At 62.6% G+C, this 24,920-nt stretch carries 17 protein-coding genes; 2 read left to right on the top strand and 15 right to left on the bottom strand.

Annotation, left to right across the window (positions count from 1 at the left end; genetic code table 11):
* Positions 1-115 precede the first annotated feature (115 nt).
* Positions 116-1,600 carry a 4-hydroxy-3-polyprenylbenzoate decarboxylase gene (gene ubiD / locus E2K99_RS18245; RefSeq protein ID WP_134223122.1) on the bottom strand — a complete coding sequence of 495 codons (1,485 nt, stop codon included), beginning with the start codon at positions 1,598-1,600 and terminating at the stop codon, positions 116-118.
* Positions 1,601-2,063: 463 nt separating this feature from the next.
* On the opposite strand from ubiD, the gene E2K99_RS18250 reads away from it, so the two are divergent.
* Complete coding sequence (locus E2K99_RS18250) at positions 2,064-3,062, top strand: lytic transglycosylase domain-containing protein (RefSeq protein ID WP_134223123.1); 999 nt, start codon at positions 2,064-2,066, stop codon at positions 3,060-3,062.
* A 110-nt stretch (positions 3,063-3,172) separates the two neighbouring features.
* On the opposite strand, the gene E2K99_RS18255 is transcribed toward E2K99_RS18250, so the two are convergent.
* From E2K99_RS18255 to E2K99_RS18320, 14 genes are all read right to left on the bottom strand, one after another.
* Positions 3,173-4,354: a pyridoxal phosphate-dependent aminotransferase gene (locus E2K99_RS18255; RefSeq protein WP_034337122.1), complete on the bottom strand. Its 1,182-nt coding sequence runs from the start codon at positions 4,352-4,354 to the stop codon at positions 3,173-3,175.
* A gap of 96 nt (positions 4,355-4,450) precedes the next feature.
* Entirely contained in the window at positions 4,451-4,921 is a 471-nt protein-coding gene (gene nusB / locus E2K99_RS18260) for a transcription antitermination factor NusB (RefSeq protein WP_034337125.1), read from the bottom strand.
* Positions 4,922-5,027: 106 nt separating this feature from the next.
* A complete protein-coding gene (ribH, locus tag E2K99_RS18265; RefSeq protein ID WP_006465461.1) occupies positions 5,028-5,513 on the bottom strand; it encodes a 6,7-dimethyl-8-ribityllumazine synthase in 486 nt (161 codons plus the stop codon).
* Positions 5,514-5,570: 57 nt separating this feature from the next.
* Complete coding sequence (ribBA, locus tag E2K99_RS18270; protein ID WP_134223124.1) at positions 5,571-6,692, bottom strand: bifunctional 3,4-dihydroxy-2-butanone-4-phosphate synthase/GTP cyclohydrolase II; 1,122 nt, start codon at positions 6,690-6,692, stop codon at positions 5,571-5,573.
* 93 nt (positions 6,693-6,785) lie between these two features.
* Positions 6,786-7,766: a tRNA dihydrouridine(20/20a) synthase DusA gene (dusA, locus tag E2K99_RS18275; protein WP_240733924.1), complete on the bottom strand. Its 981-nt coding sequence runs from the start codon at positions 7,764-7,766 to the stop codon at positions 6,786-6,788.
* Between the two features lie 649 nt (positions 7,767-8,415).
* On the bottom strand, positions 8,416-10,257 hold the full coding sequence (gene typA, locus E2K99_RS18280) for a translational GTPase TypA (protein ID WP_008331395.1): 1,842 nt from the start codon (positions 10,255-10,257) through the stop codon (positions 8,416-8,418).
* Positions 10,258-10,412: 155 nt separating this feature from the next.
* Complete coding sequence (truB, locus tag E2K99_RS18285) at positions 10,413-11,417, bottom strand: tRNA pseudouridine(55) synthase TruB (protein ID WP_134223126.1); 1,005 nt, start codon at positions 11,415-11,417, stop codon at positions 10,413-10,415.
* Between the two features lie 99 nt (positions 11,418-11,516).
* The gene (gene rbfA / locus E2K99_RS18290; RefSeq protein ID WP_013235544.1) at positions 11,517-11,909 is read right to left on the bottom strand and encodes a 30S ribosome-binding factor RbfA; all 393 of its coding nucleotides are present in this window, start codon (positions 11,907-11,909) and stop codon (positions 11,517-11,519) included.
* A gap of 109 nt (positions 11,910-12,018) precedes the next feature.
* Entirely contained in the window at positions 12,019-14,898 is a 2,880-nt protein-coding gene (gene infB / locus E2K99_RS18295; protein ID WP_088756290.1) for a translation initiation factor IF-2, read from the bottom strand.
* A 52-nt stretch (positions 14,899-14,950) separates the two neighbouring features.
* Positions 14,951-16,510 (bottom strand): transcription termination factor NusA, encoded by a 1,560-nt coding sequence (gene nusA, locus E2K99_RS18300; RefSeq protein WP_088756291.1) that lies wholly within the window; start codon positions 16,508-16,510, stop codon positions 14,951-14,953.
* On the bottom strand, positions 16,507-17,001 hold the full coding sequence (gene rimP, locus E2K99_RS18305; RefSeq protein WP_034334451.1) for a ribosome maturation factor RimP: 495 nt from the start codon (positions 16,999-17,001) through the stop codon (positions 16,507-16,509). Before rimP ends, nusA begins: the two co-directional genes overlap by 4 nt.
* 385 nt (positions 17,002-17,386) lie before the next feature.
* Complete coding sequence (rluB, locus tag E2K99_RS18310) at positions 17,387-19,402, bottom strand: 23S rRNA pseudouridine(2605) synthase RluB (protein WP_134223127.1); 2,016 nt, start codon at positions 19,400-19,402, stop codon at positions 17,387-17,389.
* Positions 19,389-20,408 (bottom strand): SMC-Scp complex subunit ScpB, encoded by a 1,020-nt coding sequence (gene scpB / locus E2K99_RS18315; RefSeq protein WP_134223128.1) that lies wholly within the window; start codon positions 20,406-20,408, stop codon positions 19,389-19,391. Before scpB ends, rluB begins: the two co-directional genes overlap by 14 nt.
* 407 nt (positions 20,409-20,815) lie before the next feature.
* Positions 20,816-22,909 (bottom strand): putative bifunctional diguanylate cyclase/phosphodiesterase, encoded by a 2,094-nt coding sequence (locus E2K99_RS18320; protein WP_205703816.1) that lies wholly within the window; start codon positions 22,907-22,909, stop codon positions 20,816-20,818.
* Positions 22,910-23,318: 409 nt separating this feature from the next.
* Here E2K99_RS18320 and E2K99_RS18325 point away from each other — a divergent pair, with 409 nt between their 5' ends.
* On the top strand, positions 23,319-24,914 hold the full coding sequence (locus tag E2K99_RS18325; protein WP_134223129.1) for an FMN-binding glutamate synthase family protein: 1,596 nt from the start codon (positions 23,319-23,321) through the stop codon (positions 24,912-24,914).
* Positions 24,915-24,920: the final 6 nt, after the last annotated feature.

Here is a 24,920-nt window from a genome sequence, read left to right on the forward strand (position 1 = left end):
GCAGTGCATCAGAAAGTGAAAAGCCGCGCAAATTGATTAAACAATTTACGCGGCTTTTTGCCTGAAGCTTCACTTCTGCGATGGCCGCATCCAACGGCGTGTGCGCCCTACCCGCTCAGATACCCAGGTCCTGCCAGATGGCATCGACACGTTTCTTCACATCGTCACTCATCACGATGGGCGTGCCCCATTCCCGGCTGGTTTCACCCGGCCACTTGTTGGTGGCATCGATGCCCATCTTGCTGCCCAGGCCGCTGATGGGCGAGGCGAAGTCCAGGTAATCGATGGGGGTGTTGTCCACCATGACGGTATCGCGCACCGGGTCCACGCGGGTGGTGATGGCCCAGATCACTTCCTTCCAGTCGCGGATATCGACATCCTCATCGACCACCACGATGAACTTGGTGTACATGAACTGGCGCAGGAAACTCCAGACCCCGAACATCACGCGCTTGGCGTGGCCGGCGTAAGATTTCTTCATCTGCACCACGGCCATGCGATAGCTGCATCCCTCCGGCGGTAAGTAGAAATCGGTGATTTCGGCGAACTGCTTCTGCAGCAGCGGGACGAAAACTTCATTCAACGCCACACCCAGCACGGCCGGCTCATCGGGCGGTTTGCCGGTATAGGTGGAGTGATAGATGGCATCGCGCCGCATGGTGATGCGGTCGATGGTGAAGACCGGGAACCAGTCCTGCTCATTGTAGTAACCGGTGTGATCGCCATACGGACCTTCAAGCGCATGCTCGAATCCCGACGCGTGTTTTTCATCCGGATAGATATGCCCTTCCAGCACGATCTCGGCCGAGGCCGGCACGCGCAAATCGCTGCCCATGGCCTTGACCAGCTCGGTGCGGCTGCCGCGCAGCAGGCCGGCGAACTGGTATTCGGAGAGGCTGTCCGGCACCGGCGTGACTGCACCTAATATAGTGGCGGGATCGGCCCCCAAGGCCACGGCGATCGGATAGGGCTTGCCGGGGTTGGCAATGCAGTGCTCACGGAAGTCCAGCGCACCGCCGCGATGGGCCAGCCAGCGCATGATGACCTTGTTCGGCCCCAACACCTGCTGGCGATAGATGCCCAGGTTCTGGCGCTTCTTGTTCGGGCCCTTGGTGATGACCAGGCCCCAGGTGATGAGCGGTGCGACGTCGCCCGGCCAGCAGTGCTGGATCGGCAAGCGCGACAAATCCACATCGCTGCCTTCCCACACCACATCCTGGCAAGGAGCGGAGCCGCGCTCCTTGGGGGCCATGTCCCACAGCGACTTCACCAGCCCGCCCAGATCCAGCACATCCTTGATGCCCTTGGGCGGCTCAGGCTCCTTCAGGCGCGCCAGCAGATGGCCGATACGGCGCAGTTCGCTGATGCTGTCGGCCCCCATTCCCAGGGCGACACGATGCGGTGTACCGAAAAGATTCGCTAACACCGGGATATTTTTCTTGTCGACCTGCTCAAAAAGGAGCGCCGGACCTTCCGCACGGAGGGTGCGGTCGGCGATTTCGGTCATCTCCAGATGTGACGACACCGGGTGCGAGACACGCTTGAGCTCACCTTTTTGTTGCAACTGAGAAATAAAATCGCGTAAATCAGTGTATTTCATACTTTTTAACAAATTTCTTTTTGCATCACAGCCGGCTCAAGTAACCCCGGCAAACGCTTGATTCTATTGATTTTTGAAGGAAGGCCACGCGCAATATGATACACAAAAGTTATAAAGAACTATTTTCATAGTATTGACTCGATATAAAGTGGCTTCTACAATGCGCCCACTCTAAACCGAAGAGGTGAGCCGTGGGCTCGTAGAGGCTTGATCGAAAACAGTCGAGCCAAGCAAGGTATCCAGGGATCCGGGGTCCCAGCAACTCAAGAAGTGTGTCCAGGGCGTCAGCCCTACCCCCCGAAACATGCCATCCGACGGCAGGGCCAGCAGGCCTCGCGGATGGCCTTGCCGTAACGCCTTGCGACGGTAACGTAATAGATTGCAGCGACGACAGTTCAGCCGTTTGGTCTTCACTTCTTGGCCAGGCGCGCCCTGTTTTTGCCGCAATAACGCAGGAGGTTCAATGTCCAACCAAGCTTCCGAGGCGCCTTTAGCGGGCACCTCGCAGATGGTTCGCCGCGTGGATTTCCGGAATCTCTCCGGGAACCCGCGCATTGCTCAATTTTTCGGCATCGCCCATCGTCTGCTGACGATACTCGGCATCGCCGCGCTGTTCGTACTGGGCCTGATGTTCTTCAACCCCGACCTGGCCGACAAGCTGATCAGCATGTCGCCCTTCTCGGATGCTGCTGAAGAGGTCGCGGAAGCCGAAGCTCCCGCCGCTCCGGCCCTGGCTGACCTGATGGCACCCACTGCACCGGTGGCTACCGTGAGCGCCCTGGCGGGCGCAGCGGCTGCCAGCTCGGTGCAACAGGCTACGGCAACCGCACCCACCCAGGCCCTGTCGCCTGAGGAACGCCAGTTGATCGGCAATCCGCGCCAGCAGAAGCTGGTGACCAACTGGCTGGCCAAGCGCTATCGCGTAGCCAGCGATGCGGCTGACATGCTGGTGTCGGCGGCTTACCTGACGGCGCGCGACATCAAGCTCGATCCGCTGCTGATCCTGTCGGTGATCGCCATCGAATCGCGCTTCAATCCCTTCGCCGAAAGCCCGATGGGTGCGCAGGGCCTGATGCAGGTGATGTCCAAGGTGCACCACGACAAATTCCAGGAACTGGGCGGCATCAAGGCGGCCCTCAATCCGGTGGCCAACATCCGTGTCGGTTCGCAGATCCTGAAGGAATATGTCACCCGTGGCGGTTCGGTGGAAGCCGGCCTGAAGAGCTACGTGGGTGCTGCCGACATGGCCAATGATGGTGGTTACGGGATCAAGGTGCTGTCCGAGTACCAGAACCTGAAGCAAGTGGCGATGGGCAAGAACGTCTCCATCTACACCACGGCCACCGTCAAGCTGCCGCCGGCCTCGGGTGTGTCGGCCAGCGCCGATCAGCCGAAGCCAACGGCCAACAACGTAGCCTCGGCGGCCAAGCCCAAGACGGAAGAACAACTCGCTGCCCTGTAATATTGTTTGTGCAGTTTGGCGTGTTGCGATGTGAATATTACCGGTATTCAGAACGCATGAAAAAAGGAGCCCTCGGGCTCCTTTTTTTTTGCGTCTTCTCGTTCCGTGCTTCAGGCCGCCTTGCGACGTCCGTCGAAGAACACACGCAGACGCGCTACGGCTTCCTGCAGCTTTTCCATCGAGGTCGCATAGGACAGGCGGATGTAGCGGCGCGCCGTGAAGGGCCCGAAATCCAGCCCCGGCACCAGCACCACACCGGCCTCGTTGAGCATGTCCAGGCTGAGCTGGTCGGCATCGTCGGACAGCGCGCTGCAATCAGCATAAACATAGAAGGCACCGTCGGGAACGACCGGTACCGTGAAGCCCAGGCTTTCCAGCGCCGGCACGATGTAGTCGCGACGGCGCTTGAACTCGGCCTTGCGTTCTTCGTAGATGGCCAGGGTCTCGGGTGTAAAGCAGGCCACGGCGGCATGCTGGGCAATCGAGGATGCACAGATCAGCAGGTTCTGCGCCAGCTTCTCGACCTGCGGCACCAGGGCCGGCGGCAGCACCAGCCAACCCAGGCGCCAGCCGGTCATGTTGAAATACTTGGAGAAGCTGTTGATGACCACCACGTCCTCGCCCAGCGACAGCGCCGAGAACGGCGCACCTTCATAGGACAAGCCCTGGTAGATCTCATCGACGATGGTAAAGCCGCCGCGCTGGCGTACTTCGCCCAGGATTGCGCGCAACTCATCAGGTTCGATGGACGTGCCGGTGGGATTGGAAGGCGAAGCCAGCAGCACGCCGCGCGTCTTGTCACCCCAGTGCTCGCGCACCATCTGCGCCGACAGCTGGAAGCGATGTTCCGGCCCGCTGGCGATGAGCTTGGCGCGTCCCTCGAAGGCCGCCACGAAATGGCGGTTGCAGGGATAGCTGGGGTCGGGCATCAGGACTTCGCTGTCGCGCTCCACCAGCGCGGCACAGGCCAGCAACAGCGCGGCCGAGGCCCCGGCGGTGATGACGATGCGTTCCGGCGCGATCTCCAGGCCGTAGACGCTGCGATAGTGCTGCGAGATGGCCGTACGCAGGGCCGGCAGGCCGGTGGCCGAGGTGTACTGCATCTTGCCTTCGGCCATGGCGCGGGTAGCGGCCTCGACCACGGCGGGCGGCGCGGTGAAATCGGGCTCGCCGATGCCCATGTGGATCAGGTCACGTCCCTGCTGGGCCAGGATATCGGCCTTCTTGGACAATTCCATCACATGGAAGGGAGCGATGTGCTGCAAACGTGAAGCAAGCTGGTTCAGGTTCATGCGCTAATTCCAGACAACATGGGCAAAAAAAGAGAAGACGGCGACCGCCTCTGCGGTGCCGTCCAAAAAACGAGCAAAGCGCCGGCACGGAGCCGGTCAGCGGCGACCGGCCGCTTCCACTTCGGTGGCGCGAGCCTGGGCCGCGAAACGGTCCAGCACGCCGTTGACGTACTTGTGGCCATCGATGCCGCCGAAGGACTTGGTCAGTTCAACGGCTTCGTTGATGACCACCTTGTAGGGGATCTCGATGTGGTTCTGCAGCTCGTAAGCACCGATCAGCAGCGCGGCGTGTTCCACCGGCGACAGCTCCTTGATGGGACGGTCGATCAGTGGCTCCAGCGCCGCACGCAGCTTTTCGGCGTCACGGATGGCGCCGGTGAGCAGGGTATCGAAGTGTTCAGCGTCGGCCTTGTCGAAACCGTGGGCTTCGCGGATGTGGGCTTCGATGGCACCCGCGTCCTCGTGGTTGAGCAGCCACTGGTACAAGCCCTGCAACGCAAACTCGCGCGCGCGGTGGCGCGGGGTGCGGTTCTTGTTCGAATTGGCGTGTGGAGTTTTGTTCGACATGATGAATGCGGCCTGAGCCTTGGATAACTGAAACAAATGAATGCGAGTGCCGGCGCGGGCCGGCGGGGGGCGGCAGCGGGATGTGCATCCCGCCACTGCCCGTGAATTATTCTTCTTCGGTGGCCTGGCCGAGTTCTTCCAGCACGATGGACAGGTTGGCCATCTCCACCGCCACGCGGGCCGCGTCAGCGCCCTTCTCGGCCATGCGGACTTCGGCTTGCTCGTCGTTCTCGGTGGTCAGCACGGCGTTGGCGATGGGCAGGCCGAAATCCAAGCCGATGCGGGTGATGCCGGCACCGGATTCGTTGGAGACCAGCTCGAAGTGATAGGTCTCGCCACGGATGACGGCACCCAGGGCGATCAGGGCGTCGAACTGTTCGGTCTCGGCCATCTTCTGCAGCGCCAGGGGGATTTCCAGGGCACCTGGCACGGTCACGTGCAGGATGTCCTCGTCGGCCACGCCGAGGTGCTTCAGCTCAGCCAGGCAGGCGGCCAGCAGGCCGTGGCAGACGTCTTCGTTGAAGCGCGCCTGGACGATACCGATGCGCAAGCTCTCGCCATTGAAGTCTGGTTCATAGGTTCCGATGGTCATGGCTGTTCCTTCTTGATAGGTTGACTTGCGTAATTCTTGATAGCCTGAGCCGGGCGCTCACGCACTTTCGCGTGCCTGGTAACCGGTCACTTCCAGCTGGAAGCCGGTCATCGACGGCATCTTGCGCGGGCTGGCCAGCAGCTTCATCTTGCAGACGCCGAGATCCCTCAGGATCTGCGCGCCGATACCATAGGTGCGCAGGTCCATTCGGTCCGCGCGGCTGGGCTTGGCGGCCTCGGGCGTGCCGACCTTGTTGAGTGCGCCGAACTGGTCGAACATCTGCTGCGCCGATTCTTCACAGTTGAGCAGCACGATCACGCCGGACTCGGCTTCCTGCACCGCCTTCATGGCGGCGGCCAGGTTCCACGAGTGAGTGGTCACGCCGGCTTCGAGCAGGTCCAGGATGGAGACCGGCTGGTGCACGCGCACCAGGGTTTCGCGGCCGGGCTGGATGTCGCCACGCACCAGCGCCAGGTGCGCACCGCCCGAGGGGGTGTCGCGGTAGGCGATGGCCTTGAAGCTGCCGTGGGCAGTCTGCATCTCGCGCTCGGCCACGCGCTCGATGATGCTTTCGTTGCGGCTGCGGTAATGGATCAGGTCGGCGATGGTACCGATCTTCAGTTTGTGTTTTTCGGCGAACTCCAGCAGGTCCGGCAGGCGCGCCATGGTGCCGTCATCCTTCAGGATCTCGCAGATCACGGAAGCAGGCGTCAGGCCGGCCATGGCAGTGAGGTCGCAACCGGCTTCGGTGTGGCCGGCGCGCATCAGCACCCCGCCCTTTTGTGCGCGCAGCGGGAAGATGTGGCCCGGCTGCACCAGATCCGACGGCTTGGCGCCCTTGGAGGCGGCTACCTGGATGGTGCGCGCGCGGTCGGCGGCGGAGATGCCGGTAGTCACGCCTTCCGCAGCCTCGATGGAGACGGTGAAATTGGTGCCGTAGGGCGTGCCGTTGCGGGTGGCCATCAGCGGCAGGTCGAGCTGGTCCACGTGCTCTTCGGTCAGCGTCAGGCAGACCAGGCCACGCGCATGCGTGACCATGAAATTGATGGCTTCGGGCGTGACGAAGTCGGTGGCCAGCACCAGGTCTCCTTCGTTTTCGCGGTCTTCTTCATCGACCAGAATCACCATGCGGCCGGCACGGAGTTCGGCGACGATTTCTTCGGTTGTAGCAAGTGGCATGTTCGCGCTCTTTTCCCAATTGGAACCCGCTATTTTAAAGGATTGCGGGCCTCTTCCGCTGGCCAATTACGCCAATCCGGCGATTCAGGCCATTCAGGCGATTTGTGCCGCCTGGGCCGCCTGCGTGCGTTGCAGCGCTTCCAGCAACAGAGCCGGGTCGCCCAGGGCCAGGCGCTTGGAATCCGACAAGGTTTGGCGGAAAGCGCGCGCGCCTGGCATGCCGGTCAGCAGGCCCAGCATATGACGGGTGATGCTGTTCAAACGCAGGCCGCGGCCATTGTCACCGTGCAATTCCAGCTGGCGCTTGATGTAGGGCAACATGGCCTCGATCACCTCGGCCCGGCTGGGCTGGCGGCCGCCGTCCAGATCACCGTAGTAGCGGGCATCGAAGGTCGCCATCAGATAGGGGTTGTGATACGCCTCGCGGCCCAGCATGACGCCGTCCACATGCTTCAAATGCTCATCGATCTCGGGCAGGGTCTTGATACCGCCGTTGATGAGGATTTCCAGCTCCGGGAAATCCTGCTTCAGCTGATAGGCGTAGTGATACTTCAGCGGCGGGATCTCGCGATTTTCCTTGGGACTCAGGCCCTTCAGGATGGCATTGCGGGCATGCACGATGAAGGTCTTGCAGCCGGCCTCGGCGATCTGGCCGACGAAATCGCGCACGAATTCATAGGATTGCACGTCATCGATGCCGATGCGGTGCTTCACGGTCACGTCGATGGAGACCGCATCCTTCATGGCTTTGACGCAATCGGCCACCAGCGTGGGCTCGCCCATCAGGCAGGCGCCGAAAGCCCCCTTCTGGACGCGCTCGGACGGGCAACCGCAGTTCAGGTTGATCTCGTCATAGCCCCATTGCTCGCCCAGTTTGGCGCTGTGCGCCAGATCGGACGGCTCGCTGCCGCCCAGCTGCAGGGCCACCGGATGTTCCTGCTCGTCGAAATCCAGATGGCGCGGCACATCCCCATGCAGCAGCGCACCGGTGGTGACCATCTCGGTGTAAAGCCAGGTGTGGCGGGTGATCTGGCGATGGAAGACGCGGCAGTGGCGGTCGGTCCAGTCCATCATCGGAGCGACCGACAGGGTACGCGGAGGCAGGGCTTTCTTCATAAACTGACGAAATGCTTCATTCAAGGTTCTGGGATGCGCACCGGAAAGCGGATGGCAGGTGGCTGTACGGCGCAGGAGACGAAGGAAGGTTCACATCCCCCTCCTGGCGCCCCGGATCAGCCGCAGCGGCAAATAGAAAGCCCGCAAGGCTTGCGCATTGCGGGCTGGTGTCCCCTCTATCCTCTTCGAGATAGGATTTTTCGTACAACGGACACGATTCTGCACCACAATCCGGCAGCCGTCATTTCGCAATGCACAAAAACAGCGCATCACAAACTATTTTGGACAAACGTTCATCTCACACACCGGTGAACGGAAGCAAATAGCTTCATTCCCCCCGCCCGGCAGGCCTGACACCCACAGCAGCAAGCCTTCGCGCCGAACGGCAAAAAAAAAGCCCACAACCGAAGTTGCGGGCTTGAATCCAATTCTTTAGGAGGAAATTGGAGGAGACAGATGTAACTATATGGCAGTGCATCATGACTGTCTGCTTTTTTATGCTGATATCAGTTATTCACAAACCAGATATCATCACCAGCCCAGCCTGCCATTTCCCGCTCCCCACTACAGGCAGTCCATTCACGGACTGCCCTTCCCTGCTACCGAATCAAATGGATTCTTCGCGCGACGCCTTCTTGCGCTCGTGTTCCTTCAGGTGACGCTTGCGCAGGCGGATGCTCTTCGGGGTCACTTCGACCAGCTCGTCGTCTTCGATGAATTCCACCGCGTATTCCAGCGACAGTTCGATCGGCGGCACCAGGCGGACCGCTTCATCGGTACCGGAAGCGCGCACGTTGGTCAGCTGCTTGCCCTTGATCGGGTTGACGACCAGGTCGTTGTCACGCGAGTGGATACCGATGATCATGCCTTCATACACCGGGTCGTTGTGGCTGACGAACATGCGGCCGCGATCCTGCAGCTTCCACAGGGCGTAGGCCACGGCCGCGCCGTCGTCCTGGGAGATCAGCACGCCGTTGCGACGGCCGGCCAGTTCACCCTTGGTGGTATCGACCGGCTTGTAGTCGTCGAAAACGTGGCTCATCAGGCCGGTACCGCGGGTCAGGGTCATGAATTCACCCTGGAAACCGATCAGGCCACGCGCCGGGATGTGGTATTCCAGGCGCACACGGCCCTTGCCGTCCGGTTCCATGTTCTGCAGGTCGCCACGGCGGCGGCCCAGTTCTTCCATGACGCCGCCCTGGTGGGTTTCTTCGACATCGACGGTCAGGTTTTCGTACGGTTCTTCGCGCACGCCGTCGACCATGCGGAACACCACGCGCGGACGCGAGACGGCCAGCTCGAAGCCTTCACGGCGCATGTTTTCGATCAGGATGGTCAGGTGCAATTCACCACGGCCCGACACTTCGTAGGTCGAGTCGTCGTTCTCGGCCTGCACCACGCGCAGCGCCATGTTGGACTTCAGTTCCTTTTCCAGGCGGTCGCGGATCTGGCGGGTGGTGACGAACTTGCCTTCGCGGCCAGCCAGCGGCGAGGTGTTGACCATGAAGTTCATGGTCAGGGTCGGTTCGTCGACCTTCAGCATCGGCAGGCCGTTGGGGGCATCCGGCGCACAGATGGTGGAGCCAATGCCGATTTCTTCGATACCGTTGATCAGCACGATGTCGCCAGCCAGGGCTTCATCGACCAGCACGCGTTCCAGGCCCTTGAAGGTCAGCACCTGGTTGATGCGGGCCTTGGTCGGCTTGTCTTCCGGACCATTCATCCACACCACGTCCTGACCGCCCTTGACGCGGCCAGCCAGGATACGGCCGACGCCAATCTTGCCGACGTAGGAGGAGTATTCCAGCGAGGTGATCTGCAGTTGCAGCGGCGCGTCCGGGTCATCCTTGCGGGCCGGGACGTACTTCAGGATGGCGTCGAACAGCGGCTCCATGTTGCCTTCGCGCGTTTCCGGATCCAGGCTGGCGTAGCCGTTCAGGCCCGAGGCGTAGATCACGGGGAAGTCCAGCTGCTCTTCGGTGGCGCCCAGCTTGTCGAACAGTTCGAAGGTGGCGTTGATGGCCCACTCGGCGCGTGCGCCCGGACGGTCGATCTTGTTCAGGACGACGATGGGCTTCAGGCCCAGGGCCAGTGCCTTGCGGGTCACGAAGCGGGTCTGCGGCATCGGGCCTTCCTGCGCATCCACCAGCAGCAGCACCGAGTCCACCATCGACAGCACGCGCTCGACCTCACCGCCGAAGTCGGCGTGGCCCGGGGTGTCGACGATGTTGATGTGGGTGCCCTTGTATTCCACCGCGCAGTTCTTCGACAGGATGGTGATGCCGCGTTCCTTTTCGATGTCGTTGGAGTCCATCACGCGGTTGTCCACTTGCTGGTTGTCGCGGAAGGTGCCGGACTGACGCAGCAGCTGGTCCACCAGGGTGGTCTTGCCGTGGTCAACGTGGGCGATGATGGCGATGTTGCGAATTGCGCGGATATTGTTTGACATGGTGAATGTGGTTGGGAATGCCGAATCTCGGGAGGCGCGCATTATAGCATGTTGCGACGCATGAACTTTGGAAAAACCTGTGTTATCAACGGCTTGCCGAGCCTTGCGGGCTACCCCGCAAGGCTCGGCTGCGAGCCGTTTGACGCTATCTGTCCTCAGGCGGTGGACACCAGCCTTTCGGGGGCCAGGATGGCGTATTCCTGCAACAGTCCGGTGCCCAGCAAGGCGGCGTCCGAACTGCGATAGACGCGCACGCGGCCGGTCTGCTCCGGCACCGCCACGCCTTCCTTGCCCAGCGGCAAGCGCTGGCCGTGCAGGAAGCGGCGCGCCAGTTCATCGCTGAGCTGCACCGCCGGGAAGCTGCGCAAGAGGCCGTCCACCGGCAGCAGCAAGGCCTTGCGGGCCTCCAGCTCAGCGGCGGCGTCGAAGGTCTCCAGCGTGACTGCGCCATCGAGCGTGAGAGCGCCGACTCCAGTGCGTCTCAGGGCATTGAGGTGCGCCCCACAGCCCAGTACTTCGCCAATATCTTCACCCAGCACGCGGATATATGTCCCTTTGCTGCAAGTGACGCGGATGCGCAGCATGGGGGCTTGATAGTCCAGCAGTTCCAGGGCGTGGATGGTGACGTTACGGGCTTCGCGCTCCAGCGTGATGCCGGCGCGCGCATATTCGTACAAGGGCTTGCCGTCGCGCTTCAAGGCGGAGTGCATGGGCGGCACCTGGCTGATGGGGCCACGGAACTGCGCCAGCGCCGCTTCGATCTGCGACAAGCTGACCTCAACGGCGCGCTCGCTGAGGACCTGGCCTTCGGTGTCGCCGGTATCGGTGCGCACACCCAGGTGGACCAGGGCCTCGTAAGTCTTGTCGGCTTCCAGCAAGTCCTGCGAGAACTTGGTGGCTTCGCCGAAGCACAGCGGCAACAGCCCGGTGGCGAACGGATCCAGGGTGCCGGTGTGTCCCGCCTTGGGCGCATTGAGCATGCGCTTGGCGCGGATCAGGGCGTCGTTGGAGGACAAGCCGACCGGCTTGTCCAGCAACAGCACGCCATGCACCGGCACGCGCGGGGGGCGCGGCGTGCGGGCCTGCTGGCCGCGCTTGGCGCGCGGCTGCTGCGGTTCAGGGAAAGCGGAACCAATGTCCGCCATCGTATCGTCGGCCATGAAATGCAAGACCGGCCCACGCCCCGCTGAAGGGAAACGCAGACCGGCGTGAAAAGTGTGAAGAAAACTGCAATGCAACGGGAAAAGAACCGCCCGTCATCAAGCCTCGTCGTCCGAATCCTTGGCGCGGGTGGCGTTGGCTTCGTCGATCAGGCGCGACATTTCAATGCCGCGTGCGGTCGAGTTGTCGTGCACGAAATGCAGTTCCGGCAGGGTGTGGATGGTCAGCCTGCGGCCCAGCTGGGTACGCAGGTAACCGCCCGCCTTGCGCAGGCCGGCCAGGGTATTCTTGATCGCCTCCGGGTTGTCCACCAGCGTGGTGAAGAAGACCTTGGCGTGCGCGTAGTCCGGGGTGACCTGCACTTCGGTAATGGTGATCATGCCCACCCGCGGATCCTTCAGCTCGAAGGCGATCAACTCCGACAGGTCCCGCTGGATCTGGTCGGCGACGCGCAAGCCGCGTCCGGGAATGGATTTGCTGTGTTTTGCCATGCTTTAAAAAAACAATCCGCCGAGGGCGTGGCGGGAGGATTCCCGCGTTGCTGCGACGGATCTTGCCAGTGAAGCCGGCGCATCGCGAACGATACGCCGGCGTATTGCATTACAGGGTACGGGCGACTTCCTGGACTTCGAAGATTTCGAGCTGATCGCCCACTTCGATGTCGTTGTAGCCCTTGAGCGAAAGACCGCACTCGAAGCCCGACTTGACTTCCTTGACGTCGTCCTTGAAGCGCTTGAGCGAATCCAGTTCGCCGGTCCACACCACCACGTTGTTGCGCAGCAGGCGCACTTGCGAGCCACGCTTGACCAGGCCTTCGAGCACGTAGCAGCCGGCGATCGAGCCAACCTTGCTGACCACGAACACCTGGCGGATTTCCACCAGGCCCAGCGCCTGTTCGCGCTTTTCCGGGGACAGCATGCCCGACATCGCGGCCTTCACCTCGTCCACCGCATCATAGATGATGTTGTAGTAACGGATGTCCACGCCAGCGGCTTCGGCCAGCTTGCGCGCCGAGGCATCGGCACGGGTGTTGAAGCCGATGATGACAGCCTTCGAAGCGACGGCCAGGTTGACGTCGTTTTCGCTGATGCCACCCACTGCAGCGTGCACCACCTGGACGCGCACTTCGGCGGTCGACAGTTTCTGCAGCGACTGCACCAGGGCTTCCTGAGAACCTTGCACGTCGGTCTTGATGATCATCGGCAGGTTCTTGACCTCGCCTTCGGTCATCTGGTCGAACATGTTTTCCAGCTTGGCGGCCTGTTGCTTGGCCAGCTTCACGTCGCGGAACTTGCCCTGGCGGAACAGGCCGATTTCGCGCGCCTTGCGCTCGTCGGTCATGACCACCACTTCCTCACCGGCGGAGGGCACTTCGGTCAGGCCCTGAATTTCCACCGGCAGGGACGGGCCTGCCTCGGCGATGTTCTTGCCGTTTTCGTCCAGCATCGCACGCACACGGCCGTAGGCCGAACCGGCCAGCACGACGTCGCCGCGCTTCAGGGTACCGGACTGCACCAGGATCGTGGCGACCGGGCCGCGGCCCTTGTCCAGCTTGGCTTCGATCACCAGGCCACGGGCCGGCACGTCCACCGGCGCCTTCAGTTCCAGCACTTCGGCTTGCAGCAGGACGTTTTCCAGCAGCGAGTCGATGCCTTCGCCGGTCTTGGCGGAGACGGGGATGAACGGGGCATCGCCACCGTATTCTTCCGGCACCACTTCTTCGGCGATCAGTTCCTGCTTGACGCGGTCGGGATTGGCACCCGGCTTGTCGATCTTGTTGATGGCCACCACCAGCGGTACACCGCCGGCCTTGGCGTGGGCGATCGCTTCCTTGGTCTGGGGCATGACGCCGTCGTCGGCAGCCACCACCAGAATCACGATGTCGGTGGCCTTGGCACCACGGGCACGCATGGCGGTGAACGCCTCGTGGCCCGGGGTATCCAGGAAGGTGATCATGCCGCGCGGGGTTTCCACGTGGTAGGCACCAATGTGCTGGGTAATGCCACCGGCTTCACCCGAGGCCACCTTGGTGCGGCGGATGTAGTCCAGCAGCGAGGTCTTGCCGTGGTCGACGTGACCCATGACGGTGACCACCGGTGCGCGCGGGGTGGCTTCGGCGTCGGCGTGTTCTTCGCCTTCGACCAGCAGCGCTTCCGGATCGTCCAGCTTGGCGGCGTGGGCGCGGTGGCCCATTTCTTCCACCACGATCATTGCGGTTTCCTGATCCAGCACCTGGTTGATGGTGACCATCTGGCCCAGCTTCATCAGATGCTTGATGACTTCGGAGGCCTTGACCGCCATCTTGTGGGCCACTTCGGCCACGGTGATGGTTTCGGGCACGTAGACATCGTGCACCACCGCTTCGGTGGGCACCTGGAAGTTGCTTTCACGCTGGTCATCGCCATGCGAGTGACGACGGCCCTTGGGGCCGGCACGCCAGCCGTCACGGCCGCCACCACCGGTGGCGCCACGCGACTTCATGCCGCCGGCACCACGCTTCTTGGCATCATCCTGCCAGGTGGAGGAGACATTGGCCGACTTGATCGACTTCTTGTCTGCCGCCACGGCGGGCTTCTTGTCATCCTTCTTTTCACCCGGCTTGGCCGCGGTGGCCGGCTTGTGCAGCGTGCCTTCCGAAGTCTTGGCCGGGGCCGGTGCAGGTTCCGGTGCCTTGATAACGCGACGCGGCGCATTCATCATGGCCTTGATCTGGGCCACTTCGTCTTCCACGGCCTTGCGCGCACGGTCAGCGGCGGCGGCACGGTCAGCGGCTTCCTTGGCGGCAGCTTCTGCCTTTTTCTTCGCTTCTTCAGCAGCAGCGCGCTTCTTTTCTTCCGCAGCCGGATCCACGGCGGGGGCCGGTGCGGCAGCCGCAGCGGGCGCCTTCGCGCTGGCCGCAGCAGCAGCCTTGGCCTTCTCGGCTTCGGCCGCCGCAGCGGCGGCTTCAGCAGCCTGGCGCTTGGCTTCGGCTTCGGCTTCTTCGCGGGCACGTTGCTGTTCCAGCTCGGCAGCCTTGGCCTGGGCGGCGCGTTCGGCCTCCAGCTGGGCCAGACGTTCTTGCTGGGCCTTCAGTTCAGCCTGACGGCGAGCCTCTTCCTGCTCACGTTCCTGCGCTTCGATGGCCGGGTCGCGCTGAGGGGCCGCAGCACGCGCTGCGGACTCGTCGGCACCGGGCTCGTCACGCTTGATGAAGGTGCGCTTCTTGCGCACTTCCACCTGGATCGTGCGCGATTTGCCGGTTGCATCGGCCTGCTTGATCTCGGTGGTTTCCTTGCGGGTCAGCGTGATCTTCTTCTTCTCGCCTTCCGGCGCGGCTCCGCGCGAACGGCGCAGGTGTTCAAGCAGGCGGTCCTTGTCTTCTTTCGACAGGGAGTCGGATGCAGAGCTCTTCTCGACACCGGCCGAACGCAGCTGGGTCAGCAGCAGGTCAGCGGGCATCTTGAGCTCGGTGGCAAATTGGGCAACGTTGTTACTCGCCATTCAGTCCTCTTTTCTATGTGGCTCGGCAGATGATGTGGAGACGCTCCGCTTCTCAGCGGCCTTCGACTGCGCTCCATGCCTTGGCCTGCAGGGCCTTGGCGCGCTCATCGTATTTGGAATCGATGAGCTTCATTTCATCGTCGGTCACATCTTCAAATGCATTTTCAATCAGTTGGCGCGCGCGCTCGGAAGGCAGGGCCAGGATCGCGCCGAATTCGTCATAAGCCAGGCCGGCGAAGGCCGGCAGCGTCTTCACGCCTGCCAGGCCCAGCTTGCCGGCCAGCACACGGTCCAGGCCTTCGAAGTTGATCAGCTCCTCTTCCATGCCTTCCAGGCCTTCTTCGGAGGCGATCGCTTCGGTCACCAGGGCGTCGCGGGCGCGGTTGCGCAGCTCATTGACGGTCTCTTCGTCGAACGATTCGATCTCCAGCATCTCGGTGATCGGCACGTAGGCGATTTCTTCCAGGGTCGAGAAACCTTCCTCGACCAGGATGTCGGCCACTTCCTGGTCAACATCGAGCTTTTCCATGAACAGCGTACGGATCAGCGCGGTCTCGGCCGCCGACTTGTCGGCCGATTCCTCGGCCGTCATGATATTGATCTGCCAGCGGGTCAGCTCGGCTGCCAGACGCACGTTCTGGCCGCCACGGCCGATGGCGATGGCGAGGTTTTCTTCATCCACCACCACATCCATGGCGTGTTTTTCTTCATCGACCACGATGGAGGTCACATTGGCCGGGGCCAGTGCGCCGATGACGAACTGTGCCGGGTCTTCCGACCACAGCACGATGTCCACGCGCTCGCCGCCCAGTTCGCCGGTCACGGCCTGGACGCGCGAACCGCGCATGCCCACGCAGGTACCGATGGGGTCGATGCGCTTGTCGGCGGTGTAGACCGCGATCTTGGCGCGCACGCCCGGGTCACGGGCAGCCGACTTGATTTCCAGCGAGCCTTGTTCGATTTCCGGCACTTCCAGCTCGAACAGCTTCATGATGAATTCCGGCGCGGTGCGCGACAGGATCACCTGCGGGCCACGGGCACCGCGGTCCACACGCAGGATGTAGGCACGCACGCGGTCGCCGATACGCAGGTTTTCCTTGGGGATCATCTGATCGCGCGGCAGGCGGGCTTCGATCTTGCCGGATTCGATGATGGCGTCACCGCGCTCCATGCGCTTGATGGTGCCGGTCACCAGGGCATCGCCACGGGCCAGGAAGTCAGCCAGGATCTGTTCGCGCTCGGCGTCGCGGATGCGCTGCAGGACCACCTGCTTGGTGTCTTGCGCGAAACGGCGGCCGAATTCGACGGACTCGATCGGATCTTCGATGTATTCGTCGACTTCGATATCGGGGAATTGATCCTTGGCTTCGAACAGCAGCACTTCCTGGTCAGGCAATTGCAGGCCGGCTTCGTCGGGCACCACGTGCCAGCGACGGAAGGATTCGAACTCGCCGCTTTCGCGATCGATCGAGACGCGAATGTCGACCTCGCCTTCATAGCGCTTCTTGGTAGCCTGCGCAAGCGCATGCTCCAATGCGCCGAAGACGACTTCCTTATCGACGTTCTTTTCGCGCGCCAGCGCATCGACCAACAACAAAATTTCGCGACTCATCCTTTGCGACTCCTAAAATCGACCTGCGGCACCAGGTGTGCCTTATCCACATCGGCCAGCGTGAAATTCAACACGGCAGCCGACCCATCGTTTGCTTCAAATTCCAATACCAGTTCCTCGCCTTCCGGCTCGCGCAGCACGCCTTCATAGGTCTTGCGGTTGGACGTGCCGGGCAGCGGCACGCGCAACTTGACGACGGCTTCGCAATCCACGAAACGCACGAAGTCAGTGAACTTCTTCAGGGGGCGGTCCAGCCCGGGCGAGGAGACTTCCAGGCGTTCATACAGCACGTTTTCCACGGTGAAGACGTGCAACAACTGATGCGTCGCCTTCTCGCAATCCTCGACAGTGATCGAACGCGCTTCTTCTGCTTCAGGGTCGAACGGGAAATCGATGAAGACGCGCACCAGACCGCGCGGCGCCTTCTCGAACTCAACCAGTTCGTAGCCCAGGCCCGCGAGGGTGGATTCGATCAGTTCCAGCAATTGCAAGACTATTTCTCCATCAGGATGCCGCCTGGCCAGCGAGGGCAGGCGGACATCTAAAATTGATCAGCAAAAAAAAAATGGGCATCTGCCCATCTTTTGTTATCCCACGCAACGCGAGATCACACATCACGCGAACCACCGCACTTCCATCCATCATGGCGCAGGCGGATCTATCAATGATTTATCACATATGCGATTCGCGGCAGGTTGCGTTTAACTAACATATTATAACCGATTCAGCTATTCACAGCAAATCCGGAATGATGTCAATTGTGATCGCAGCGACAAAAACGTTCATAAAAAACGTCATTGGTGCATTTCACGCGCCGCTGGCCTTGAGAGGAAGACCTTGCTCGCCAGTAGCATTGCCAACGAGCAAGAAAGAGCCTCAGCGACCGCCGCGACGGCGATTCATGCCCGGCAGGCCGCCCAGCATGTAGTTCGCAGCGGTGTTGCCACCGCGTTGCGGGCGATTGCCGCGCCGCTGGTTGCCGGCATCCGGGAAGCCCAGTGCGGTCTGCAGCGGATCCGGCTGGCGGCTCTTGGGCTGGCCGCCCTTGTTGCCACCGCCACCGCCATAGCCACCACCGTTGCCGTAGTTGCCGCCATTACCACCGTTGCCGCCCTGGCGACCCTTCTGCGGGCCCTTGTTCTGCATGCCATTGCCGCGCGGACCATTGCTCTGGGCGCGGCCAGCGTGACCGGCGTTGCCGCCGTTGCCGGACTTGGCTTCCCCGGCCTGCTTTTCCAGGCCACAGGCTGCCATCAGGTTACGCACGGCGTTTTCTTCCAGCTCTTCCCAGCGGCCACGCTTCAAAGTCTGCGGCAGGGTCATTGCACCGTAGCGGGTACGGATCAGGCGCGACACGGTCAGGCCGACCGCTTCGAACATGCGGCGCACTTCACGGTTGCGGCCTTCGCCGATGGTTACGCGATACCACTTGTTCACACCTTCGCCACCGCCATCGGCGATGCGCGAGAACTGCGCCGGGCCGTCATCAAGCTCCACGCCCGACAGAAGCTTCTGGCGCATGCCTTCTTCCAGCTCGCCCAGGGTACGCACGGCGTATTCACGTTCGATGTTGTAGCGCGGGTGCATCAGGCGGTTGGCCAGGTCACCGGAGGTGGTGAACAGCAGCAGGCCTTCGGTATTGAAGTCCAGGCGGCCCACGGCCAGCCACTTGCCGGCCTTCATGGTCGGCAGGCGGTCGAACACCGAGCTGCGGCCTTCCGGGTCGGCATGGCTGACGATCTCGCCCGAGGGCTTGTGATAGACCAGCACGCGCGGCGGGCGCTTGCTCACCTTGCGCTGGATCAGCTTGCCGTTGATGCGCACGGCATCGGTAGGCAGGATGCGCTGACCGATGTGGGCCGGCTCGCCGTTGACCGAAACGCGGCCAGCGACGATCAGCTCTTCCATGTCGCGGCGCGAACCCAGGCCGGCGTCAGCCAGCACCTTGTGCAGCTTGGGCGCATCGTCCTCGGCGGTCAGGTCGCGGCGACCGTTCTTGCCGCGCATCTGGTGCGGCTGGCGGCCACCAGCCTTGGCGCCTTCGTCGCGGTCGTACGCTTCGGAGGTCACGTAGGAGAAGATGTCATCGACCGGTTCGGCCGAGCGCAGACCCAGTTGCGGGGCCTTGGGCTTCTTGCCGTTCTTCTCGAAATTCTTTTTGCCTTGCTGGCCGGGCTGGCCATTGTTCTTGCCGAACTGGCCGCGCGGCTGGCGCTCAACGGCGGCAACAGGAGCGGCATCGCCCTCGTGCTTGCCATGTGCAGGGGCGGCATCGCCGCCTCCGGCCGCAGCGCGCTGGGCAGCGCGGTTGTTGCGCAGGGCACGCGGACCGCGCACACCACGGCGGGCGGGCTTGGCGCGATTCGGATCAACGGGCGCATCCAGCAGGACCGGCGGCGCAACCACTTCTTCACCAACGGTGACAATGACCTTGGGCAGTTCGGACGCAGCCGGTGCAGGCGCAGCCGCCTCGGGTGCTGCAGCCTTGGGCTTGGCAGCGCGCTTGGGCTTGGCCGGAGCGGGGGGTGCGGGCTCCATGGCCAGGCTCATCTGGGCGGGTGCCTCGGCGGCCGGGGCGTCGGCCGCCACGTCAGCCTTCTTGGCACGCGGCTTGGTGGCGCGCGGCTTCTTTTCGGGAGCGGGTGCGGACTCGGCGATGGCGACGGCCGGGGCCGGCGCAGCTTCATCGGCGGCGGCCTTCTTGGCACGCGGCGCACGCTTCTTCGGCGCAGCCTCGTCAGCGGCCGCTTGCGGCGCGGCTGCGACTGCCTCGGCCGGTGCGGCGCTGGCCGCAGGCTTGCGGGTACGCTTTTTCACCGGCTTGTCGGATGCGGCGGCATCGGCCGCGGCCAGGTCGACCTGGGTCTCGTCTTTGGAACTAGTTGGCTTCATTCTTCGAATCTGGATGTGGCGGACGCGCGTCATCTTCCCGCTGATCGGCCCGCTCGGTGGTGTCGTTGTGCTCGCCTGCCGCTTCGCCGGCGGCTTCGGTGGCGTCCGTGCCAGTTACGGCAACGTCTTGTTCAAAAGGTTCTTGCGCTTCTGGGGAAGCGTCTTCACTGCCTGCAGCACGCTCTTCCCCGGCGGCGGCTGCTTCGATATCGGTCTGCTGGAGCTCCTCTGCGGCGAGCTCTCCAGCCGCGTGCATTTCAAGGTCGTCAGCAGGATCATCCTGTGCCGGCGCTTCTGCCTCGGCGGCTTCAGTTATTTCATTTGTTTCAGTTGCTTCGACAGTGGCAGCGGAATCAAGCGCTTCGGCCGCGCCTGCGTCCTCGCCCTCTTCCTGCTCCGCTTCGGCCAGGGCCGCCACGCCGCCTTCCAGCGCCTGCAATTCCAGCAGCGCGCCCTGGGCGGCAGCTTCGCCGCTGACCTGCTGCAGCGGCGGCAATTCTTCCAGCGAACTCAAGCCCAGGTCATCCAGGAACTTGCGGGTCGTGGCAAACAGCGCCGGCCGGCCCGGTACGTCGCGATGGCCGATCGATTCGATCCAGCCCCGATCTTCCAACATGCGGATGGTCTGGGTATTGACCGCCACACCGCGAATCTCTTCGATGTCACCGCGCGTGACCGGCTGGCGGTAGGCGATGATGGCCAGCGTTTCCAGCGTGGCCCGGGTGTATTTCGGCGGCTTTTCCGGATTCAGGCGCTCCAGGTAGACCTTCATCTCCTTGCGGCTCTGGAAGCGCCAGCCAGTCGACAGGCTGACCACTTCCACCCCCTTGTCGGCCCATTCGGTGCGCAGTTCATCGAGCATCTGCCGGATCATCTCGGCATTGATGTCGCTGCTCTCTTCGCTCTCGGGATCGACGTACAGCTTCTTCAGATCATTGATCGACAGGGGCTCATGCGTGCAAAGCAATGCAGTTTCGAGGACTTTCTTGGCCTCAGCAATATTCATGTACCACTCTTGTGCGTCTTGTTGTTAACAAAGTTCGGCTTGCAGCTGGTCTCCGGCGCTACGGCTGCAGCCAGTCCGGCCTGCAGCGAAAGCTGAAACGGGCCAGATACGGCAAGTCTTGCGCAGTGCTGGATGCGGCGGCGCTGCCTTCCGGTGTTTGGAGATTGAATGAGCTGGAATCTAAGACCCGGGCAAATCGGCGTCGCGGAGGACTCGCGCTTTCGCAAAGCCGTCATGTCGCGGGGTTGCGGACGGCCGACCTGCACCTTTTCAACTACCGGCCTTGCGTCATGGAGCCTTTGTTGGCCGCACAGGCTGCGGCGGTCGGGGCGCAAGGCATCAAAAGTACTGCGCGGAGTGTAGCACAAAGATTTGCGGGGATGCAGCCTGTTGCAGCCTGCGGACAATTATTTGCATGCCTGACCACTTTGCGCCTGCCGGCTCATCCAGGCGGTGAAATCCTCTACCGCCATGGGCTTGCCGAAGAAATAACCCTGCACTTCGTCACAAGCATTTTCCTTCAGGAAAGCATGTTGCTGCTCATCCTCCACGCCCTCGGCAATGACACGCAAGTTCAGGATATGAGCCAGCGAGATGACGGCTTTGACGATGGCCGCACTGTCGGCATCGCGCGCAATGTCGCGCACGAAGGACTTGTCGATCTTCAGGGCATCCACCGGGAAGCGGCGCAGGTACGAGAGGCTGGAATAACCGGTCCCGAAATCATCGACAGAAATCTGCAGACCCAGGCGCTTCAGCGCATGCAGGGTAGCCACGCTCTTCTCGGCATCCTTCATGACCACGTTCTCGGTGATTTCCAGTTCCAGGCAGGAGGCCGCCAGGCCGCTCTGCTCGAGCACGCCGGAAACGAATTCCGGCAGGCTCTGGTTCAGCTGCCGTGGCGACAGGTTCACCGCCACAGGGATAGGCGGCAATCCGGCCTCTTGCCAGCGCTTGTTCTGGTGGCAGGCGGTACGCAGCACCCATTCTCCGATCGGCACGATCAGCCCGGCTTCTTCGGCGAAGGGGATGAAGCGGTCGGGCGGCACCATGCCCTGCTCCGGCGACTGCCAGCGGATCAGCGCCTCGGCACCGATCACGCTGCCATCTTTCAAACTCAGCTTGGGCTGGTAATAGAGCTTGAATTCTTCCTGATCCAGCGCGCGGCGCAGATTGATGAGCATCTCCAGGCGATTGCTGACCTGGGTGTCCATCCACGGCGCGAAGAACTGGAAGTTGTTGCGCCCCTGCTCCTTGGCCCGGTACATGGCCGAATCGGCTTGTTTCAGCAAGGTTTCGACATCCTTGCCATCGACCGGATAACGGCTCACCCCGATGCTGGCCGTGACCTGAAACTCGCGGTCGCCCGCCTGCCAGGGCCGTGCCACGGCGGCCAGGATGCGCTGCATCACCTCGGCGATGCCCAGCTCGCCACCGGTCTGGTTCTGCAGCACCAGCACGAATTCGTCGCCGCCCTGGCGCGCCACCATGTCGGTATCCCGCAGGCAGGCTTGCAGACGCTGCGCCACCGTCTTGAGCAATTCGTCGCCGACCTGGTGACCCAGGCTGTCATTGATGAACTTGAACTGGTCAAGATCCACGAATACCACCGCCGTCAGTCCGCCCTTCTGCCGCGCCACCTGAATGGCGCGCTGCAGGTGCTCATGCAGCATGTTGCGATTGGGCAATCCGGTCAGCGCATCGTGGGTGGCCTGATGGCGCATTTCGGCTTCATAAAGCTTGCGCTCGGTGATGGCCTCCACGGTGCCCTCGTAACAGACCAGCGCGCCGCTGTCGTCATAGACGGCGCGGGCGTTCTCGGAGATCCAGATGATGTCGCCGTCGCGCCGGTACACGCGAGATTCAAAATTGGAGACCGAGCCATGCTGCTCCATCAGGCGCATGAATTCCGTACGGCGCTCCGGTTCGACATACAGCTGGTGGCTGATGTCGCGCAAGCCGACGATCAGGTCTTCCGGCGAGTGATAGCCGTAGATGCGCGCCAGCGCCGGGTTGACCGCGATGTAGGTGCCATCGGGCGTGGTCTGGAACACGCCTTCGATGGCGTTCTCGAAGATGCTGCGATAACGGCGCTCGGCCTCCTGCAGCGCCTGGGCCGCCTCCTTGCGCTCGGTCACGTCCTGCAGGAAGCCTTCCATCGCCTCCACCTTGCCGGCCGCGTTGTACAGCCCCACGCCGCGCTCCCACACCCAGCGCACGCTGCCATCGGCGTGCACGATGCGGTATTCGATGTCAATGCGACGCCGCTCGCGCATGCAGGTGTCGATATGGCTGCGCACCAACGCGCGGTCTTCCGGATGGGTCAGTTGCAGGAAGGAGATGCGGCTGTTGAGCAACAGGTCCTCGGGGGCATAGCCGGTCAGGGCGTGACAGCCTTCGCTGACGAATTCCAGCGTCCAGTGGGCATCATCGCGGCAGCGGTAGACCATGCCGTCGAGATTGGCCAGCAGCGTCTCCAGCAGGCGCGGCGGGCGCGCCATGGCCAGCACCGCCTGGCTTTGCGCGGCATCCTGGCGGCACAGCGCCCGCGCCGCAGGGCGTGAAGAGGAGGAAGAGGCCGCCGATGCGCCTCGTGAAGCAACTGTTTTCATAACGACATCGTGTCTCCGGCCTCGGACAAGCAGGCGCGCTGTGATAGTGGAGTTCATTGATGCACAGGGCAGCGGTTCCCCACGCTGCCTGGCAGGAAGATACGTCAAAGCAATAAGGATGCCACTGCGCAAGCAGCGGGCTTGCCGGGCAGTATCGCGGCCAGTCCCGCCATATCGGCAGGAAAAACCCTTCACTTCGTCGCGCACGACTGTTGAGCCCGGGCGGTAGAATCCTTGCAAACCCGACCATGGCCTTCGGCCGGTGCCGGTTCCATCCTGACAACTAGCGGACTCTTCTATGCGGGCAAATCGGTATTTCGTGTTCTGGGCGGTGATCGCGCTGACCCTGGCCTTGGTGGTCCTGGCGGCGACCCATGGCATCGGCTGGGGGTGGCCGCTCATTCCTCTGGTCTTGAGCGTGGTCGGCGTCCACGATCTGGTGCAGCGGCGGCACGCCGTGTTGCGCAACTATCCGCTGATCGGCCACTTCCGCTTCATGTTCGAGGCCATCCGGCCGGAACTGCGCCAGTACTTCTTTGAAGATGAAATGGATGGCCGCCCCTTCTCCCGCAAGAAGCGCAGCGTCGTCTACCAGCGTGCCAAGGCCGATGTTGACAGCCGCCCCTTCGGCACCGAGCTGGACATGCAGCAGGCCGGCCATGAATGGATAGGCCATTCGCTCTCCCCGACCAAGATCGCCAGCCACGATTTCCGCGTGCTGGTCGGCGGCGACCGGGCACAGCCGTATTCGATGTCGGTCTTCAACGTGTCGGCCATGAGCTTCGGCTCGCTCTCGGCCAATGCCATCCGCGCCCTCAACCAGGGGGCGAAAAAAGGCAATTTTGCCCACGACACCGGCGAGGGTTCGGTCTCGGAATACCACCGCGAATTCGGCGGCGACCTGGTGTGGCAGATCGCCTCCGGCTACTTCGGCTGCCGCAACGCGGATGGCAGCTTCAATGAAGAAAAATTCACGGCCCAGGCGCAGTCGCCACAGATCAAGATGATCGAGGTGAAGTTGTCGCAAGGCGCCAAGCCCGGGCACGGCGGCGTGCTTCCGGCGGCCAAGATCACGCCGGAGATTGCCGCCACGCGCGGCATCCCGATGGGGGTCGATTGCATCTCTCCGGCCGTGCACTCGTCCTTCTCCACACCGGTCGGGCTGCTGGAATTCATCGAGAAGCTGCGCGGCCTCTCCGGCGGCAAGCCGGTCGGCATCAAGCTGTGCGTGGGCCATCCCTGGGAGTTCTTCAGCATCGCCAAGGCCATGCTCAAGACCGGCATCGTGCCGGACTTCATCACGGTGGATGGCTCCGAAGGCGGTACCGGCGCGGCCCCGCTGGAATTCGTCGACCACGTGGGCATGCCGCTGCAGGAAGGCCTGGTGATGGTGCACAACACGCTGACCGGCATCGGCCTGCGCGACAAGGTCAGGATCGGTGCCAGCGGCAAGATCATCACCGCCTTCGACGTGGCGCGCACGCTGGCGCTGGGCGCGGACTGGTGCAATTCGGCGCGCGGCTTCATGTTTGCGCTGGGCTGCATCCAGTCGCAGAGCTGCCATACCGACCGCTGCCCCACGGGCGTGGCCACCCAGAACGCCCAGCGCGCCCGCGCCCTGGTGGTACCGGACAAGGCCGAGCGCGTCTACCGCTTCCACCAGAGCACCCTGCATGCGCTGCAGGAGCTGGTACAGGCGGCCGGGCTGCCGCATACGTCGGCGCTGAGCCCGCATCACATCGTGCGGCGCATCAATGACCACGAGATTCAGCTCATGTCCAACGTGCTGAAATATCTGCAGCCCAACGATTTACTGGAAGGCAATTACCGCTATCGGGTCTATGAAAAGTTCTGGCCGATTGCACGTGCCGAGAGCTTCCATCCGGAGCTGTAACGACAA

The sequence above is a fragment of the Herbaspirillum huttiense genome, from assembly GCF_004367745.1.
GTDB classification, from domain to species: domain Bacteria; phylum Pseudomonadota; class Gammaproteobacteria; order Burkholderiales; family Burkholderiaceae_D; genus Herbaspirillum; species Herbaspirillum huttiense.

Excerpts from the sequence above, each read along its gene's own strand:
- dusA (WP_240733924.1), bottom strand. The coding sequence starts at position 7,766 with ATGATGGACTGGACCGACCGCCACTGCCGCGTCTTCCATCGCCAGATC.
- ribH (WP_006465461.1), bottom strand. The coding sequence starts at position 5,513 with ATGACCATCGGAACCTATGAACCAGACTTCAATGGCGAGAGCTTGCGC.
- rluB (WP_134223127.1), bottom strand. The coding sequence starts at position 19,402 with ATGAAGCCAACTAGTTCCAAAGACGAGACCCAGGTCGACCTGGCCGCG.
- typA (WP_008331395.1), bottom strand. The coding sequence starts at position 10,257 with ATGTCAAACAATATCCGCGCAATTCGCAACATCGCCATCATCGCCCAC.
- scpB (WP_134223128.1), bottom strand. The coding sequence starts at position 20,408 with ATGAATATTGCTGAGGCCAAGAAAGTCCTCGAAACTGCATTGCTTTGC.
- ribBA (WP_134223124.1), bottom strand. The coding sequence starts at position 6,692 with ATGCCACTTGCTACAACCGAAGAAATCGTCGCCGAACTCCGTGCCGGC.
- nusB (WP_034337125.1), bottom strand. The coding sequence starts at position 4,921 with ATGTCGAACAAAACTCCACACGCCAATTCGAACAAGAACCGCACCCCG.
- rbfA (WP_013235544.1), bottom strand. The coding sequence starts at position 11,909 with ATGGCAAAACACAGCAAATCCATTCCCGGACGCGGCTTGCGCGTCGCC.
- E2K99_RS18255 (WP_034337122.1), bottom strand. The coding sequence starts at position 4,354 with ATGAACCTGAACCAGCTTGCTTCACGTTTGCAGCACATCGCTCCCTTC.
- ubiD (WP_134223122.1), bottom strand. The coding sequence starts at position 1,600 with ATGAAATACACTGATTTACGCGATTTTATTTCTCAGTTGCAACAAAAA.
- E2K99_RS18320 (WP_205703816.1), bottom strand. The coding sequence starts at position 22,909 with ATGGCGCGCCCGCCGCGCCTGCTGGAGACGCTGCTGGCCAATCTCGAC.
- E2K99_RS18250 (WP_134223123.1), top strand. The coding sequence starts at position 2,064 with ATGTCCAACCAAGCTTCCGAGGCGCCTTTAGCGGGCACCTCGCAGATG.
- infB (WP_088756290.1), bottom strand. The coding sequence starts at position 14,898 with ATGGCGAGTAACAACGTTGCCCAATTTGCCACCGAGCTCAAGATGCCC.
- nusA (WP_088756291.1), bottom strand. The coding sequence starts at position 16,510 with ATGAGTCGCGAAATTTTGTTGTTGGTCGATGCGCTGGCGCGCGAAAAG.
- E2K99_RS18325 (WP_134223129.1), top strand. The coding sequence starts at position 23,319 with ATGCGGGCAAATCGGTATTTCGTGTTCTGGGCGGTGATCGCGCTGACC.
- truB (WP_134223126.1), bottom strand. The coding sequence starts at position 11,417 with ATGGCCGACGATACGATGGCGGACATTGGTTCCGCTTTCCCTGAACCG.